The organism is Curtobacterium sp. VKM Ac-2852 (assembly GCF_013205045.1).
Classification (GTDB): Bacteria; Actinomycetota; Actinomycetes; order Actinomycetales; family Microbacteriaceae; genus Curtobacterium; species Curtobacterium flaccumfaciens.
The window spans coordinates 590299-605673 of record NZ_JABMLI010000001.1 but is presented as its reverse complement, the minus strand read 5'-3'; the positions used below and the strand labels follow the sequence as shown (position 1 = coordinate 605673).

17 protein-coding genes and 1 tRNA gene are annotated in these 15375 nt (G+C 67.2%); 7 read left to right on the top strand and 11 right to left on the bottom strand.

From position 1 onward, the window contains the following. Window positions 1–2: 2 nt before the first annotated feature. From HQQ79_RS02990 to HQQ79_RS02980, 3 genes are all read right to left on the bottom strand, one after another. Complete coding sequence (locus HQQ79_RS02990) at window positions 3–458, bottom strand: hypothetical protein (RefSeq protein ID WP_027467071.1); 456 nt, start codon at window positions 456–458, stop codon at window positions 3–5. After that, the gene (locus tag HQQ79_RS02985; protein ID WP_173032451.1) at window positions 455–898 is read right to left on the bottom strand and encodes a hypothetical protein; all 444 of its coding nucleotides are present in this window, start codon (window positions 896–898) and stop codon (window positions 455–457) included. Before HQQ79_RS02985 ends, HQQ79_RS02990 begins: the two co-directional genes overlap by 4 nt. 192 nt (window positions 899–1090) lie before the next feature. After that, window positions 1091–1543, bottom strand: a complete 453-nt coding sequence (locus tag HQQ79_RS02980; protein WP_173032450.1) for an SRPBCC family protein — start codon at window positions 1541–1543, stop codon at window positions 1091–1093. 77 nt (window positions 1544–1620) lie between these two features. Between HQQ79_RS02980 and HQQ79_RS02975 the strand changes: the two genes are divergently transcribed. Beyond that, window positions 1621–2163 carry an amino-acid N-acetyltransferase gene (locus HQQ79_RS02975; protein WP_071245253.1) on the top strand — a complete coding sequence of 181 codons (543 nt, stop codon included), beginning with the start codon at window positions 1621–1623 and terminating at the stop codon, window positions 2161–2163. Window positions 2164–2227: 64 nt separating this feature from the next. Next, window positions 2228–2938 (top strand): hypothetical protein, encoded by a 711-nt coding sequence (locus HQQ79_RS02970; protein WP_173032449.1) that lies wholly within the window; start codon window positions 2228–2230, stop codon window positions 2936–2938. Window positions 2939–3129: 191 nt separating this feature from the next. On the opposite strand, the gene HQQ79_RS02965 is transcribed toward HQQ79_RS02970, so the two are convergent. After that, a complete protein-coding gene (locus HQQ79_RS02965; protein WP_017887662.1) occupies window positions 3130–3339 on the bottom strand; it encodes a cold-shock protein in 210 nt (69 codons plus the stop codon). A 280-nt stretch (window positions 3340–3619) separates the two neighbouring features. On the opposite strand from HQQ79_RS02965, the gene HQQ79_RS02960 reads away from it, so the two are divergent. After that, window positions 3620–4003 carry an SseB family protein gene (locus tag HQQ79_RS02960; RefSeq protein ID WP_017887661.1) on the top strand — a complete coding sequence of 128 codons (384 nt, stop codon included), beginning with the start codon at window positions 3620–3622 and terminating at the stop codon, window positions 4001–4003. 4 nt (window positions 4004–4007) lie between these two features. On the opposite strand, the gene radA is transcribed toward HQQ79_RS02960, so the two are convergent. Then, complete coding sequence (gene radA, locus HQQ79_RS02955; RefSeq protein WP_027467076.1) at window positions 4008–5369, bottom strand: DNA repair protein RadA; 1362 nt, start codon at window positions 5367–5369, stop codon at window positions 4008–4010. A 10-nt stretch (window positions 5370–5379) separates the two neighbouring features. After that, window positions 5380–6387, bottom strand: coding sequence for an SGNH/GDSL hydrolase family protein (locus HQQ79_RS02950; RefSeq protein WP_173032448.1), 1008 nt, complete (start codon window positions 6385–6387; stop codon window positions 5380–5382). Window positions 6388–6530: 143 nt separating this feature from the next. On the opposite strand from HQQ79_RS02950, the gene HQQ79_RS02945 reads away from it, so the two are divergent. Further along, window positions 6531–6620, top strand: a tRNA-Ser gene (locus HQQ79_RS02945). A 265-nt stretch (window positions 6621–6885) separates the two neighbouring features. Here HQQ79_RS02945 and HQQ79_RS02940 read toward each other — a convergent pair. From HQQ79_RS02940 to HQQ79_RS02930, 3 genes are all read right to left on the bottom strand, one after another. Beyond that, the gene (locus HQQ79_RS02940; RefSeq protein ID WP_173032447.1) at window positions 6886–8724 is read right to left on the bottom strand and encodes a hypothetical protein; all 1839 of its coding nucleotides are present in this window, start codon (window positions 8722–8724) and stop codon (window positions 6886–6888) included. 71 nt (window positions 8725–8795) lie between these two features. Continuing rightward, window positions 8796–9812, bottom strand: a complete 1017-nt coding sequence (locus HQQ79_RS02935) for a hypothetical protein (RefSeq protein WP_216852155.1) — start codon at window positions 9810–9812, stop codon at window positions 8796–8798. A 628-nt stretch (window positions 9813–10440) separates the two neighbouring features. Continuing rightward, entirely contained in the window at window positions 10441–11220 is a 780-nt protein-coding gene (locus HQQ79_RS02930; RefSeq protein WP_173032445.1) for a hypothetical protein, read from the bottom strand. A 296-nt stretch (window positions 11221–11516) separates the two neighbouring features. On the opposite strand from HQQ79_RS02930, the gene HQQ79_RS02925 reads away from it, so the two are divergent. The 3 genes from HQQ79_RS02925 (at window position 11517) to HQQ79_RS02915 (ending at window position 13830) form a co-directional block, all read left to right on the top strand. After that, window positions 11517–11714 carry a helix-turn-helix domain-containing protein gene (locus HQQ79_RS02925; RefSeq protein ID WP_367948064.1) on the top strand — a complete coding sequence of 66 codons (198 nt, stop codon included), beginning with the start codon at window positions 11517–11519 and terminating at the stop codon, window positions 11712–11714. Window positions 11715–12434: 720 nt separating this feature from the next. Next, a complete protein-coding gene (locus tag HQQ79_RS02920) occupies window positions 12435–12806 on the top strand; it encodes a metalloregulator ArsR/SmtB family transcription factor (RefSeq protein WP_173033083.1) in 372 nt (123 codons plus the stop codon). Then, window positions 12787–13830 (top strand): DMT family transporter, encoded by a 1044-nt coding sequence (locus HQQ79_RS02915; protein WP_367948044.1) that lies wholly within the window; start codon window positions 12787–12789, stop codon window positions 13828–13830. The genes HQQ79_RS02920 and HQQ79_RS02915 overlap by 20 nt, the downstream gene beginning before the upstream one ends. Window positions 13831–14142: 312 nt before the next feature. Here HQQ79_RS02915 and HQQ79_RS02910 read toward each other — a convergent pair whose 3' ends face one another. Both HQQ79_RS02910 and HQQ79_RS02905 read right to left on the bottom strand, forming a co-directional pair. Further along, on the bottom strand, window positions 14143–14631 hold the full coding sequence (locus tag HQQ79_RS02910) for a hypothetical protein (protein ID WP_173032443.1): 489 nt from the start codon (window positions 14629–14631) through the stop codon (window positions 14143–14145). 236 nt (window positions 14632–14867) lie between these two features. After that, window positions 14868–15218 (bottom strand): hypothetical protein, encoded by a 351-nt coding sequence (locus HQQ79_RS02905; protein ID WP_173032442.1) that lies wholly within the window; start codon window positions 15216–15218, stop codon window positions 14868–14870. Between the last annotated feature and the right edge of the window lie 157 nt (window positions 15219–15375).

Below are 15375 nucleotides of genomic sequence, written 5' to 3'. Positions count from 1 at the left end.
CGTCACCGGAAGATCCCGGGCTGGCCCTCGGGGTCGAGCAGCCCGATCCGCAGCGCGAGCTGGTCGGCGACGAGCTCGACGGCCTGCTCGTGCGGGGTGTCCAACGACCGGGTGAACGCCGTCCGGCCGCTGAGCAGTCCCGTGTACGCCTGGTGGTCGCAGCCGGTGTCGTCCATGAACACGTGGGCGAGCTCGTGCAGCACGCACGCCACCCGGGAGCGCTCGGACAGCCCGGGGCGGGTCTCGAGCAGGGCGTGGTCGGTGCGCTGGATGAGCCGCGCGGACAGGTCGCCCGGCAGCTCCGTGGTGCGCACGTGGATCGGCTTGCCGAGCGCCGCCTCGGCGCGGGAGGTCAGCTCCGGCAGGGACAGCCGACGGGGGAGCCCGAGGCGCTGCACGCGGCGACGGGCCTCGGTCTGCCGACGCAGCGCGTCGAAGCGGTCGCGGTACCCGCTCACGGGGTGCCGCCCGACTCGTCCAGGCGACGCAGGTGGTCGGTGAAGTCGCGGATCTCGTCCGCCGAGGCGAACTCGCCCAGACGCCGGGTGGCGAACGCTACGACCTCGCGCTTGCGGAGTTCGAGCACGAGCTCCAGCTGCGCCTGCACCCGCTCCGGCACGTCGGTGTTGCCGGCCGCGTCGGTCAGGTACTCCGCCGGGACGCCGAAGTAGGTCGCCAGGGCCGCCAGGAGTCGCTGGTCGCGGACGGCCGGACCGTTGCCGCCGAGCATGTAGCCCCAGCGCGGTCGACTCATCGACGCACCCTGCGCCTCGATCTCGGCGGCGATCTCCTTGTACGGGGGCCGCTGGCCCAAGTTGGCCTCGACGACGTCCATCAGGAGCTGCAGTTTGCGCGACAGTTCCCGACGGTGTGCGTCGTCGTCGTTGTACTCGATCACGTGTCCCCACTCTCACATCTGTCTCAGACATGATAAAACTGATCCAGCGCGTCGGCCGGTGTCACCACTCTGCCAGGCTCGCGCTCGCTCGTCAGGTCGGCATTTCGATGGGGGGATGCCGAACGGGGGACGAACGAACGGGAGGCGCGGTGCCAGCTGGCACCGCGCCACCCCTCCGTCGTGTGGTGCGGACTACGCCTGCACGTCGCCGCGCCAGCCCCGCGGGGTCGGTGCGTTCTCGACGCGCTCCTTGTAGTTCTGCAGGTCCTTCTTGACGGCGTGGCCGCCGACGCCCACGGCGGAGCCGAGCTTCTCGAGGATGCCGGAGGGCTCCCAGTCGATCTGCACGGTGACGCGGGTCTCGGCGTCGGAGAGCTTGTGGAAGGTGACGACCCCCGCGTGGTCGGTCTCGCCGTCCTTCACGGTCCAGGCGACACGCTCGTCGGGGTGCTGCTCCGTGATGAGGGCCCGGAACTCGCGCTCCTGACCGGCGATCTTCACGGTCCAGTCGGTGGTCTTGTCGTCGACCTGGACGATCTTCTCGACCTCGTCGAGGAAGTGCGGGAACTCCTCGAAACGGGTCCACTGGTCGTAGGCCTGGCGGACGGGGACGTTGACGTCGACGGTTTCGATGATCTGAGGCATGCACCGGACGGTAGGCCGATCGACCTGGGCGGCACTCAGCAGCGCTGTCCCCCTGCGACCCCGGTAGTGTGAGGCGGATGACAGAGCACGGCAAGCACGCGTTCCACGAGCGCGACGACCACGGGATCCTCGTGCGTCCGGCGCTCGCCTCGGACGTCCCGCACATCCAGCGGCTCATCGCCCCCTACGTCGACCGGCGCATCCTGCTCGGCAAGGAGAACGTCGCCCTGTACGGCTCGATCCAGCAGTTCCGGATCGCCGAAGGGCCGGACGGCACCCCCATCGGGTGCGGCGCGCTCGCTGTCTTCTGGGACGACATCGCCGAGGTGCGCACCCTCGCCCTCGACGAGCAGTGGATCCACAAGCGCGTCGGGCACAGGATGCTCGAGGCGCTCGAGCACGACGCCCGCGAACTCGGCGTCGCCCGGATCTTCTGCCTGACCTTCGAGGTCGACTTCTTCGCGAAGCACGGGTACCTGGAGATCGGCGAGAGCGTCGTCTCACCGGACGTCTACGCCGAACTCGTCCGCTCGTCGGACGAAGGGGTCGCAGAGTTCCTCGACCTCGCCCGGGTCAAGCCGAACACCCTCGGCAACACCCGCATGCTGAAGAACCTCTGACGCTTTCCCGTGCCGCCCGGCGGGGTGGCCGGGTGCGGCACGCGCCGTTGTCTACCCTGTGCGCATGTCGTCGTTGCGTCACCCCGTCGGGCCCGAGAAGCCGGTCGTCTACTGGCGCCGCCGGGCGCTCGTGCTCGGGGCGCTGCTGGTCGTCGTCCTGGTGGTGGTGCTCATCGTCGTCGGGCGGGGGAGCGGGGCCACGTCGGCGGCGCCGAGTGCGTCGGCCTCTGCTGGTGCCTCTGCTGCTGCCGGGTCTGGTGCCGGTGCGTCGTCCGACGGTTCTGGGTCCGGCTCTGGGCCCTCGCGGTCCGCTGCGCCGAAGCCGTCGGCTTCCGCCTCGGCTTCTGCGTCGAAGCCCGCTGCCGCCGACGGCTCGACCTGCACGAAGGACCAGATCGTCCTGACCCCGGTGCTCGACAAGTCGGTCTACGGCCCCACCGAGGACCCGAAGATCGCGATGTCGATCAAGAACTCCGGCACGAACTCCTGCCACCTGGACCTCGGATCGGCGCAGCAGGTGCTGACGATCAGCTCCGGCCAGGAGCAGTACTGGTCGTCGAAGGACTGCCAGACCGGCGGCACGAACCAGGACGTCACGATCAAGTCCGGTCAGACGCTCACGACCCCGGCGATCGCCTGGGACCGGACCCGCTCGTCCACGTCGACGTGCGACTCGTCACGGCCGGCGGTCACCGCGGGAGGCGCGAGCTACCACCTGCAGGTCGCCGTCGGGAACCTCGAGTCGAAGAGCTCGGTGCAGTTCATCCTGCAGTAGGCGGCGGCGGGTTCGCGGTTCGCGGTTCGCGGTACGCGGTTCCGATCCGTTCCGCACAACCGAAGTGCATTCGCGCCAGGCGCTCGCGTGGTTCGGCGTCGCTTTGGTTGTGCGAGATGCCGAGCAGGGCGCCGGGAACAGCAACAGGCCCCGTCGTCCGAAGACGACGGGGCCTGTTCAAGCTGATGTGATCAGCCGAGGACGGTGATGTTCTCCGCCTGCGGGCCCTTGCGGCCCTCGGTGATGTCGAACTCCACCTTCTGGTTCTCCTCGAGCGACTTGTAGCCGTTGCCAGCAATCGCAGAGAAGTGCGCGAAGACGTCAGCGCTGCCGTCGTCCGGGGCGATGAAGCCGAAGCCCTTTTCGTTGTTGAACCACTTGACGGTACCGGTAGATGCCATGATGGCGTTTCCTTAGCTTTCTTGCTTCCGCCAAGGTGCAGATGCACCGACGGAGACCCCGACGTACGTCGACGGGGGTGATGCGCCACGCGGGCAGGTGCCGGCGGGACGGGTTCGGGGCCAGGCCTGTCGGCCAGTGACCCTGGGGCCCGGGTTGAGGGGCAAACCACCTCGCCCGGACGTTGAGCGCCGCCGAAGCGGTTCCATCAGGCTAGCGTGCTCTGGGCCGACTGGCTACCCGTGCGTCACGGAACGACGAAAATCTGGTGGAATTGAGCTGATGGCAGACAAGGAACAGCGCTTCCGGAGCGAACAGCTCGAGGAAGCCCTCGCGAAGCAGGACGTCGCTGCGGTGGCGTTCGCGCTCCGCCATGACATCGTGATCGTCCCCCGACTCGTCACCGGCAAGAAGGACATGCAGGTGCGGGTGTTCGGCCGTGAGGGGTCGGACAAGCGCATCCTGCTGCTGTTCTCGTCGGCGGACGCCTACACGGCGATGGTGCCGGACGAGAAGATCCGGCAGGTCATGGTCTACGACGGGCCGCGGCTCGAGGAGTTCCTGGCCGCCCACCTCGACATGCTCGAGGGCGTGTTCTTCGACATCGCCGGCCCGCACACCATGCAGGCCGCGCCGGCGGACCTGCTGGCCGCTTTGCGCGCGTAGCGCCTCAGAACGCGCGGTCGAGCTCGCGTTCGCGTGGGGACTGCGTCATCGAGAACGCCACACGCAGGGCTTCGCGCAGGTGCCCGGAGTCCGAGCCGAGCACGGTCGTGAACCCGAGGCGGGTGGCCTCGTTCACGCGCTGCTTCGTGCCCGTGGCCGGACGGATCTCGCCGGCGAGGCTGATCTCGCCGACGGCTGCGAGCGTGTGCGGGTACGGACGGTCTCGTGCGGCGCTCGCGAGGGCCAGTGCGATCGCCAGGTCGGCGCCGGGCTCCGTGAGCTTCATGCCGCCCACCGTGGACACGTAGACGTCGGCGTCGGACAGCTTGAGGCCGGCGCGGCGTTCGAGCACCGCGAGCAGCATCGCCACGCGTGAGGCATCGACACCGTTCACGACCCGGCGTGGCTGCGGCGCCGAGCTCGGGACGATGAGGGCCTGCACCTCGACCGGCAGCGCGCGACGCCCCTCGAGTGCGACGGTGACGCAGGTGCCGGACACCGGGGTGGCGTTCTTCGACATGAAGAGGCCGCTCGGGTCGGGGACCTCGTGGATGCCGTCGCCACCCATGTCGAAGCACCCGACCTCGTCGGTGGGGCCGAAGCGGTTCTTGAGCGCCCGGACGAAGCGCAGCGCGGTCTGCCGGTCGCCCTCGAAGTGGCAGACGACGTCGACCAGGTGCTCCAGGAGCCGCGGGCCGGCGATCGTGCCGTCCTTCGTGACGTGGCCGACGATGAGGACGGGCAGGGCGCGGTCCTTCGCGATGCGGATCAGGGTCGAGGCGACCTCGCGCACCTGGGACGTGCCACCCGCGATGCCGTCGATCGAGCTCGACGAGATGGTCTGCACGGAGTCGGCGATGAGCAAGTCGGGCTGCACCTGGTCGATCTGGCCGATGATGACGCCGAGGTCGACCTCGCTCGCCAGGTACAGGTCGTCGTGCATCGCCCCGGTGCGTTCGGCGCGGAGTCGGACCTGGTCGACGGACTCTTCGGCGCTGACGTAGAGGACGCGCTTGCCCGAGGCTGCGGCTCGGGAGGCGACCTCGAGCAGCAGGGTCGACTTGCCGACGCCGGGCTCGCCGCTCAGCAGGACCGCGGCGCCCGGCACCACGCCGCCGCCGAGGACGCGGTCGAACTCGCCGATGCCGGTCTGCCAGCGCTGCACGGAGGTGCCGCGGGCTTCGGTGATCGGTCGCGCGGCGCGGGCACCGGTGACGGCGACCGCTGACGTACCCCGGGTGCTCGCTGACGCCGCGGAGCTGTCCTCGACGGTTCCCCAGGTCTGGCACTCACCGCACCGGCCGACCCACTTGATGCTGGTCCAGCCGCACTCGGTGCAACGGTAGAGGGACTGCGGGCGCGCCATGTCGTCGAGGCTAGGCCGTACGGCCGACATCACCGGCGTGATCGCCCGGCTCGTCTGGTCCGCTTCGTCCGTCCGACCGGTCTCGTTCGTCGGGCACCGCGATCGACCCGGTCATCCGGTGGCGCAGGCGCTCGACCGGCCCCGGACCCTGGCGCGAGGCGTGGTCGAGCGCCTCGGCGCCGTCGGTGTCCTGCTCGGCGCGGGCGTTCGCCACCGCCCCGGCTTCACGACCGAGGTTCTCGGCCTCGCGCACGGACAGGTAGTGCCGGATCGCCGCCACCGTGTCGACCCGCGCGTCGACCGCCGGTTCGAACGCGCTCGCCCAGACCTCGTAGCCGCGGTCGTTCGGGTGGAACAGGTCGCCGTAGCTGTTGAAGAAGGTGCGGCGGACCCCGACGCGCTTCGTGATCGTGTGCAGCGGCGCCACCGTCAGCCCGAACTCGTCGGCCACCCGGTGCACGATCTCGTTCGCCACCGCCACCTTGCGCTCCCGGTCCGGCACGAACATGCACGGCAGCTCGGCCACCACGGCGTGCGACGGCACCGCGCCGTAGATCGCCCGGATGTTCCGCTCGAACTTGTCCGGGTCGAAGTCGGCGATGTCGTTCGCCCCGATCGACACCGTGCAGACGTCGGGCGCGTAGTGCCGGAGCTTCGGCAGCTGATCACGCTTCGCACCCCACGTGGTCGAGCCGGAGACGCTGAGGTTCACCACCCGCACCGACATGTGGGAACGGTGCCGGATGCGCCGTGCGAGCAGTCCCACGTAGCCACGGCCGGGTGCGGTCGCACCGACGCCCTGCGCTGCCGAGTCACCGATCGCCACGTAGAGCAGCTGCCCCTCGTGCTGCTGTCGTTCGCGCCACCAGTCGGCGTGGATCGGGAGCATGTCGACGACCCGTTGCGCCGCTGCCCGTTGGCCCTTCACGCCGGCGCGGGCACCGACGGCTGCGGCACCGACGACGCCGAGGCTGCCGACGACGGAGGTGAGGAGTGCGATGAGCGTGCGGGATCTCATGCCTTGGACGGTACGCCCGCCGGTCTTGCCGGAGACGAGGAGGACCTGTGGGTGTGGGGAGAGCCCTGCAGGGGACCGCCTGTGGAGGGGGAGCCGACCCGGGGTGTCATCACGGGCCTCCCGGATCGTGTAAACTCTTTCCCGGTACCGTGTCCGAGCGGCCGAAGGATCATGTCTCGAAAACATGTGTGGGGGCAACTCCACCGTGGGTTCAAATCCCACCGGTACCGCCACAGGGTTGACTGCGCATCTCGGCGAGAACGGTTGCGTATCTCAATCCAAGGAAGAAGCCCCCGGCGTGAGCCGGGGGCTTCTCTGCTTCTGCCGTGATCCTGCTCGGCGCGGCGGCCTTGTCGAGCGCTGGGGGACGGGAGAAGGCCCCGACGGCACTGAATCGTGCTGTCGAGGCCTCCTGTAATGGCGCGGTGGCGTGCCTGAGCTCGGGGCGACGGGTTCTCCGCTTCCCCGGGTGTTGCTGAGCAGATGTGGGCCGCGCCCCTAGGGTCGCGTCACCACGTACGTTGCTCGGGCGACGTAGTTCCGCTTGTAGTGGGACCAGCCTTCTCGGTCTCGGCGGCGGATGGTCTTCCGTCGCTCCACCGGCTTCGATGGCGGCTTCGGAGCGCTCTGGCGGGGCAGGCGTTCGGCTGTCTTTGACTGCTGCTTCTTGTACCGCTCGTGCATGTACTCCGCAATTCGTGCGTAGTTGAACGAGACCACGAGGAGAGCCCACGCGAACTGTGCGGCCGCGAGGCCCCGCATCGGTCGGTTCGCGGGCTTCGAGTACGGTGCGACGTGGTTGTGCAGCGTCTTGTTGGCGGACTCGCTGCTCGCTCGGTCTGCCTTGTACACCTTGTTGTGCATCTGGGTGCCGTACGAGTACTTCTGGCCACCGAGTTTGCCGTTTTCCTCAACGGGGATGTTGATGGACTTCTGGCAGCAGACCGTGACGTTCGGGTCGACGATGTGGCTGTCGAACACCTGCTCGAGGTCTTCCTTGGCTTCGGCCTTCTCGTGCATCTCGCGGAGCGGGCAGGTCACTGTTGCGGAAGCGCCGATGGCGGGGCACTGGTACTTCACGGCCTTGCCGTTCGGCATCACTTCCTTGACGTGCAGCTTGTACGCCTGTCGCTGGTCGACGTCGCGGTGCCATTCCTCCTCGGTTATCTGCTTCTTGTTGAAGCGAACGGTCGCTTCGAGGAGGTCCTTCGGCGTGGAGGCGCAGTACCAGTCTCCATCGACGAAGTGCGCTCCGCCGTAGCCGTTGGTGATGCCGGACTGCTTCTTCGAGTAGTCCTTCACGACTGGGATGTTGCGTTCCCGAAGGGGCTTGTGGAACTTCTTGTCACTGAGGAGCGAGTACCCCTTGTCGAAGGACAGACGGGTGATGTGGGTTCCGCGGGCTCGGATGATGTCGATGAGTGCCAGCGTGTGCTCGCCGATGCGCTTGTTCGGGCTGCCCAGGCTTGCCGCCATGATGAGCTGCGGGCCGTGCGGGCTGTTGTCCAGGTACGGGTTCTCGAAGACACCGATGACGACGTTTCCCATGAACGCCATGACCCACTGGCCTTGAATCCACGCGCCCTTGAGCTTGACTGGGTCCTTGACTGAAGCGCCCTTCTTCTTCGGGTAGGGACCGGCTTCCGGTTCGAAAACGGGCCGTTGCACTTCCTCGTCGTTGTCCTGGTATCGCTCGTACTCCTCTTTCTTGGACTTGCGGTTCCGCTTCCACGGGAACTGTTCTGTGCCGGCGTCGAATGCCGTCTGGTCGACGGTGAGCGCGACTCGGTCCTGACGCAGGTCGGCGGGGAGCTCTTCGAGTGTCATCGCGATGAGCTTGTTGGTGAACCACTCACCACGTGAGCGCATCATGTCGATGCGAGCGGCGTTGTCCCGTTGCTGCGCGGCTCGTTCCTCGCGCTCCTCCCGGAAGATGGAGCACTTCCGCTGCGATTTCCAGCCGTCGAACGTGTCGATGAAACGGCGGACGGCCCGGTTCGCGAGGACCTTCCAGTCTCGTCGCTCGCCGTTGAAGAGGTGTTCGATGCCGAGCGCCTCGCGGGCGGCGGGGGTGAGGCGAAGGAACGCCTGCCCCATCACCTTCGTCTGCAGTTTCGAGTGCTCAGCCATCAGGATGAGGCAGATGGTGAAGATGACTTCGTCGCTCAGGAGGGGCTCCCGGCCACCGCGATAGCGGAGCGCTGCATCCTCCGCTCGCCATTTCGCGACCTGGGGAAGCACGCCGGACCGTCGGGCGCGCTTGAGCCAGCGGACGACGATGGTCTTGTCGATGCGTGTGGTGTTCGTCGAGCCGATGACGACCTCGTCGGCGGGCATCATGCCGTAGAGCGCCTCGTCGAAGACATCGTCGGCGTCGACCTCGTGGGTGCGGAAGAACGAGGCGCCGTTCATCGCTGCACCTCCGCCATGACGTTGAGGTACGTGGCCGAGAGGTGGTCCTCTGCGACGTCGACGAACTGCTGGTACCGGGTCGTGAGCGAGAACATCGAGGTGTATCCGGCTGCTTGCACCAGGACGTTCAGCGGGAGCTGGTCGAGCATGCTGATGACCCAGGTGTCGCGGAGCTTTGCGAGGCTCGGGCTTTCGCCCGTGCCGGTGCAGAGGGTCCGCGCGAGGCCTTCTCGGGACCGGACGGAGCGTGCCATGGGAAGGATTAGGTAATCGTGGTCCTTCCGGTCTCTTAGGACCTCGACGGCGAAGGCGGCCCATCCGGTCTTGATGGCGAGACGTCGTGGCCGGCTTCCGTGCGCTATGTCGACCATGGTGATGTCGTTCTGCGTTGTGATGTCGCGTGGGCGGACCATCACGGCTTCACTGGTGCGAAGGCCAGCGCCGGCGACGAGGCTGACGAGACCCATCGTGTCGTGTCGTCGGCCCTCCGGTCGCGACCTAGACCACGCACCGATGTTCGCGAGCTCGCGAGCGGTGTACTGGCCGACACCGGGGTTGCCTGCTCGTCGGGGACGGCCGTAGTGCTTCCCAGAGGCGGCGAGTGCGAGGTTGTTGAGCTGCGACTCGATGGTTGTCTGCGAGTGTCCCTCTGCGTAGTGCTTCTGGACGAACTTCCGGATGGTGTTGCGGTTGAAGAGGTCACGGGCGTTGAGCGGTGCCTTCAAGGTCGTGACGGCCCACAGGACGAAGCGCGCGGCTGATGCGGTCAGCCGGGTCGCGAGCTTGTCGTTGCTGGGTTCGTAGGCGACGACGACGGCGAGCACGAGCGCGCGGACGGCAGCCCATGTGTCGGTGGACACGTTGTGGGGGTGCAGTCGCATCAGCGCCTCCTGAACTACCCGCGTGTTGTGCGCATTGTTATGCGCAGATTGTGCTACAGCGGCGTCGTTCTGGGAAGGGGCGGCTGCGGAGAGGTGCTCCGCGGGGGCTTGGTAGTTCTTTCGGTTGCTCACGTCCTGGGCTATGCGCGGAGGGTCAGCCGAGCTGGGATCTGGAGTGTGAGATCAGGCGACGTTCTGGCGTTCGGCTGCGCGCACGGTCGGAAGAAACCCCAGATCAGAGATCCTTTACCTCGTCGGCCGCGTGTGCGGAATCTCGAACCAAATCGCCTGCGCGAGGGCAGCATGCCGGGCGTGTCGCCGACCGAGTCTGCCGTCCCCAGCGCCCGGAAGCATGTCGACACCTCACCTCACCTTCGCCGAAGCGCCGTGCGACAGCGAGTGCTGGCGGAACGAGCAGATAGATGTGAGGGGTCGGGTCATCTGGCTGGGACAACGACATCGGCCGTCCAGCTCCGCACGAGGAGTAGCGGTGCCAGATGACGGTTCCTGACTGCAGTTGTTCTCCCCGGGTTGCGACAGCCTTCGAGGACGGCCGTGCGCCTCAGAGGCGGCAGCGGAACGCTGGTCAACCCGCCCGACCGGCACCTTCCAGCCGACAAGGTCATTCGGCTCATCGCCCTGTCCACGCCGTCAGCACGCTCGGCCGCAGTGCTCGCAAAAGGTCGGGTTCCACGGGGCGTGCGACGGCAAGACGGCGTTCAACCCGACTTCAGAGCCCGCAGAGCGCTGAGCACGAGGCTCAGTCGTCTGCGAACGGCAGTACTCGGTCGAGTGCCTCTGCGGACTGCAAGCCGGCAATGTGAAGCAGCTGCTTCAGTGGGGTAGCGGCGTTGAGATGGCCGACGAGCCACGTTGCCCGCATGCGCCGCGTGACAAGCGGGATCTGCGGTCCGGTCCGGGAGACGAAGTCGGTGATCAGGTTGATATTGCCTCCGCGCTGTTCGGACCGGAACGCCCACCCGCTTCCCCCAAGCACTTCACGCCGCACCAGAAGGAGGTCCTTCCAGACGTCCCCTGTGAGGGGAACGGATCGCGGGCTGGCGCCGCTTACTCGCACCGCGAAAGTGGTGACATGGATGTCTTCGATGCGTTGCCGGATGATTTCCGACCCGGTGAGCCCTGCGCCGAAGCCGAGGGCGAGGAGCGCACCCGCGGAGCTGGTGAGTTCATCGGTGCGCATCGAGCGCCCCCAAGCTCGAAGGAGGCTGATGTCCTTGTCGCTATATGGACGAGAGGCATCAGCCTTGCCGAGCGCGCGGTAGCGGGTCGCTGTGCCCTCGCCTAGGAGCGCCTCTGACACCCGTCGCAGGCGCGCGCGGATGGTATTCCGGCTCGCCCGGTTGTACGAGGCGAGGTGATGCTGAACGAATCGTTCGACGGTGCGCGGTGCGAACACGGCCGTGTCTTCAAGAGGGATGTGTTTTACGTAGGCGAAGTGCACCAACCGCGACACTGCAGCGAGGAGCTCTCGTTCCGTGTACCGAACCGTCGGTTCGGTGCGCCGCACCACCTTCAGCACATACGGTTCGATTGCAGCCCAGTCATTTTTGGGCAGCTGCGGGCGGTACGGCCGAGTCGGCGCAGGTCTCATTGGTGAGCTCCGAGTCACATGCCCGCGAGCGGAATGCCGCTCGTGGTTGTTGAGGTGAGGTGAGGTGATCGGCGCAGGACGGCGTCGGTGCTCGGCGGTGCCGTTCTGCCGGGTGTGGCGCTTCCCCGTACGCTTGCGGCATGGGCAGACCGGCAAGGATGTCTCCAGGGCAGCTGACCGCATCACCGTGGCCGGACGTCCCCTCGGAGGATGCGTTGGCCGAGGTGGCACGGCGGCTCGTGCTGAACGTGCGCGCCGCGATGGACGGCCGCAGTATCCGCGCTGTCGCCGTGGACGTCGGCGTCGGCAACGTGACGTTGTCGAACGTGCTCGCGGGGAAGGCGTGGCCGGATCTGGCCACCATCGCTCGATTGGAGCAGGGGCTCGACGTTGACCTCTGGCCCGGTCGCCCCGTGCGCTAAGCGTCCGGCACCACGTTGTCACGGCGGGCGCTGCTCAGGACAATGTGGCTCTGCTGGCGATTGGGACTGGTCCGGTGCGGTGCGGCTCGCAGACGAGTACTCGATTCGGTGCTGCGCCTGCTGTCGAGCGAACCGCCTCCGCTTGAGCGCCTTGTTCAGCGCCGCGGTCTCCGCACGGAATGCGCTCCAGGCCGCGACCGTGTCGTCCAACGGGGTTGGCGGGTACCAGAGAGCACCAGTGAAGTCGGCAAGGCGCTGCATTGGCGTCCATGTTCTCGAATCTGCAGCTGAGTACGAGATCGGGATCCGCGCGGTGATGGAACGTCGGTCGTCGTATCGTTTCCGATCCGCGAGTAGCCGAAGTACTCGCTGCCGGGTCAGCTGACGCAGCTCAAAATCGGTTCCGGTCGTGCTGACTACGACCTCGTGCGTTCCGAGGTCCATCCGACCAGTGGCCGTTGCGGTGTCGGTCTGGACGATAACTGTCAGTGCGTCGCCGCGCTCGAGGACATCCGCGCGCCAACCCGGGGGCATGCGCACACAGCTCGGCCATGTGAGGTGCGGTAGGACCGTTCCTGTGACGGTCAGGACCGGCGGAGCCGCAGCCTTACACCAATCAAGAGTGCGCATAGAAATGCACACTACCTCACGGTGGTCGGCTTGCCCTCGACGGCGTCCAGCCAGCAATCACGCCAGACACCTGTGTGCAAGAATCTGCGTATGGATGCAGATAGCAGGTGTGGTCGCCATGTCGACAGTGACTACGTGGAGCTGGCGGTCGAGGTGTTCAGCATGCTTGCCGATGCCACCCGGGTGCGGATCGTGTTGGCGCTCTCCGACGGCGAGCTGCCCGTGAACGACCTCGCCGAGCAGGTCGGCAAGTCGCCAGCCGCGGTGTCGCAACACCTCGCGAAGCTGCGTCTGGCTCGCGTGGTCGCCACCCGGCAGGAAGGCACCCGTGTCTTCTACCGGCTCACGAACGAGCACGCCCGACAGCTCGTGTCCGATGCGATCTTCCAGGCCGAGCACCAGCTCGACGGCACCCCCGCTCACCACCACGAGGGAGCCGCGCGTGCTGACCGCTCTGCGTAGCCGCGGCGTCCAGGCAGCACTGCTCTCAGCGGTGCTCTTCGGCGCGGGAACACCGGCCGCGAAGCTGCTCCTCGACGCGGTCAGCCCGTTCATGCTCGCCGGGCTGCTCTACACCGGTTCAGGTCTCGGGCTCGGCCTCATCCGACTCGTCCGCCGCTCACCCCGCGTGCACCTCGCGAGGGGCGAGCGGCTGCCGCTCGCCGGGGCGATCCTGTTTGGCGGGATCCTCGGCCCGGTTCTCTTGCTGGTCGGCCTGGTGAACATGCCGGCGTCGGGGGCATCGCTGCTGCTGAACGCTGAGGTTGTGGCGACGGCGCTGCTGGCCTGGTTCGTGTTCCGGGAGAACTTCGACCGGCGCATCGCGCTCGGCATGCTCGCGATCGTTGCCGGCGCCGTCGTGCTCACCGTCCCGGCTGGGATCGAGTTCGGCAGTGCCTGGCCGTCGCTCGCGATCCTCGGTGCGTGCCTGTCGTGGGGCATCGACAACAACCTCACCCGGAAGGTCGCCATCCACGACGCGTCCTGGCTCGCCGCCATCAAGGGTGGCGTCGCCGGTCCCGTGAACCTGGTCCTGGCGTTCCTCCTCGGCGCACAGCTGCCCGCCCTCGGGAACGTCGCCGCAGCCATGGTGGTCGGCTTCTTCGCCTACGGCGTGAGCTTGGTGCTCTTCATCGTCGCGCTCCGCCACGTCGGCACCGCCCGCGCCGGCGCCTACTACTCGGTGGCCCCCTTCTTCGGCGCGGTCCTCGCGATCATGCTCGGCGAACCCGTCACCATGCCCCTGGTCATCGCCGGGATCCTCATGGCCGTCGGGATTTGGCTCCACCTCACCGAGCGACACGAACACGAACACACCCACCAGGCTGTGACCCACGACCACTGGCACCACCACGACGAGCACCACCAGCACGACCACCCGGAACCCGTCGCCGCCGGCACCTGGCACCGGCACGTCCACACGCACGAGCCGATCACGCACACCCACGAGCACTACCCCGACAGTCACCACCGGCACACCCACTGAACCCGTCTCGATAGCCGATCGCCTATCGAACGCTTCCACCCCACGCGAAACGCGTACTCAGCGCCCGCGACTCGGAGACGAGTGCACAGGCTAGGGCTGGGCTGGGCTGGGCTGGGCTGGGTTGGGGCAGCGCAGAGCCGCACCGGCGGACCACGTGACGGAATGGGAGGGGCTGTCGGCAATACGAACGATTTGCCAAGTGAACGGCCCCCACTGGGTCTCCAGTGGGGCCGCGCTATCTGCCGACAGATTCGGTCAACGGGGGCAGAGCAGACGCTGCACCGCAGCGGTGACCGGCGCGCTCACGCGACGTCAGCGCTGATTCTTGCCGTCCCCGCGCATCGCAGTGACGACGCCGCCGAGGTCGCCGAGGCTGTGGATCTGCGTATAGTCGCGGCTGCTCGGACTGCGGACAGCGAGGAAGTCCTCGACCGGCTCGAGGTTGGGGGTCTGCAGCTCGAGGACAAGTTCCACGTCATCACCTAGCGGAGCGGTGACAATGAACGGAGTCGCGTCCCCGGCCGCCTTGGGCTCCGCTCGCAGCTCAGTGCCGTCGGCAGTGAGCTCAAAAAGCGCCGCCGTATTTCGCGGGATCTCCCACTGCACAGGCGCACGACTTGGCTGGTTCTGGTCGAACAGAATGAATGCCGCGTGAGCACTCCAGACCGATGAGTTGAGCTTGACGAGCCCCTCTCGAAGGTCCTGCTGACGAGCCTGCCGCGCAGCCCCCTTAGCCTGCTCTTGCTGGGATCGTTCCTCATACACCTTGAGTGCTTGAGTGAGGATGTCGCTGTCGGTCACGGTATCTCCTTCGTCGCCTTCATCGTGGCAGGGACGGCGCTCAGGCCCCATTCCCGATTTTCGCGCATTTCCCGACGTACGGAGGACGCTGAAGCGGCCGCCGCCCGAGAGGTCTTCCCGACGGCGCCAGCTTTCATCCCGCCGTCGCATGGGCGGATCGGCCCGCGGGACGCAGCTACGGTTACCTCTCAAGCGTGCGTCGTGAACGCGTTCGCTGCAGTCTGTGGAAGTCCGCGTCACAGAATCTCGAGGACTCCGAACGCGGCGATGACGGTACCCGCGACGCATCCGAAGATGCCGACGACCGTCACGAGGTACGCGAACACCAACGCGGCATCCGCCACTCGGGCTCGCTCGAGTGCCCACGCTGCTAGGAACGTCGCCACGACGGTCACCGGGAACGAGACGATCCACGTGATGCCCTGGGTCCAATCAGCAGCCATGACGTCGGAGGGAGGCGCGCGAAGGATCCCGCGGCCGCTCTCGTCGGTAGCTCGGTACGCAGCATCGATCGGAGCCGTGTGCATGTACGTCAGGATGCACGCCAGCGCGTGGCTGGCGAGGAGGACAAGGGCGATGGAAGGCATGCCCCACGTGAACACCTGCGCACGTCGAATCTGACCCACGCATCAAGCCTGCCGTGGCCGACACCAACGAGGGATCCGTCCGAGGAGTGAGAGAACCGTCGCGATAGCGGATCCACCATCGGACGATCGCGAAAGCGTCGGTGGCTTCAACGGCGAA

Coding starts and splice junctions, on each gene's coding strand:
- HQQ79_RS02980 (WP_173032450.1), bottom strand. CDS start 1,543: ATGCCTCAGATCATCGAAACCGTCGACGTCAACGTCCCCGTCCGCCAG.
- HQQ79_RS02975 (WP_071245253.1), top strand. CDS start 1,621: ATGACAGAGCACGGCAAGCACGCGTTCCACGAGCGCGACGACCACGGG.
- HQQ79_RS02970 (WP_173032449.1), top strand. CDS start 2,228: ATGTCGTCGTTGCGTCACCCCGTCGGGCCCGAGAAGCCGGTCGTCTAC.
- HQQ79_RS02965 (WP_017887662.1), bottom strand. CDS start 3,339: ATGGCATCTACCGGTACCGTCAAGTGGTTCAACAACGAAAAGGGCTTC.
- HQQ79_RS02960 (WP_017887661.1), top strand. CDS start 3,620: ATGGCAGACAAGGAACAGCGCTTCCGGAGCGAACAGCTCGAGGAAGCC.
- radA (WP_027467076.1), bottom strand. CDS start 5,369: ATGGCGCGCCCGCAGTCCCTCTACCGTTGCACCGAGTGCGGCTGGACC.
- HQQ79_RS02950 (WP_173032448.1), bottom strand. CDS start 6,387: ATGAGATCCCGCACGCTCATCGCACTCCTCACCTCCGTCGTCGGCAGC.
- HQQ79_RS02940 (WP_173032447.1), bottom strand. CDS start 8,724: ATGCCCGCCGACGAGGTCGTCATCGGCTCGACGAACACCACACGCATC.
- HQQ79_RS02920 (WP_173033083.1), top strand. CDS start 12,435: ATGGATGCAGATAGCAGGTGTGGTCGCCATGTCGACAGTGACTACGTG.
- HQQ79_RS02905 (WP_173032442.1), bottom strand. CDS start 15,218: ATGCCTTCCATCGCCCTTGTCCTCCTCGCCAGCCACGCGCTGGCGTGC.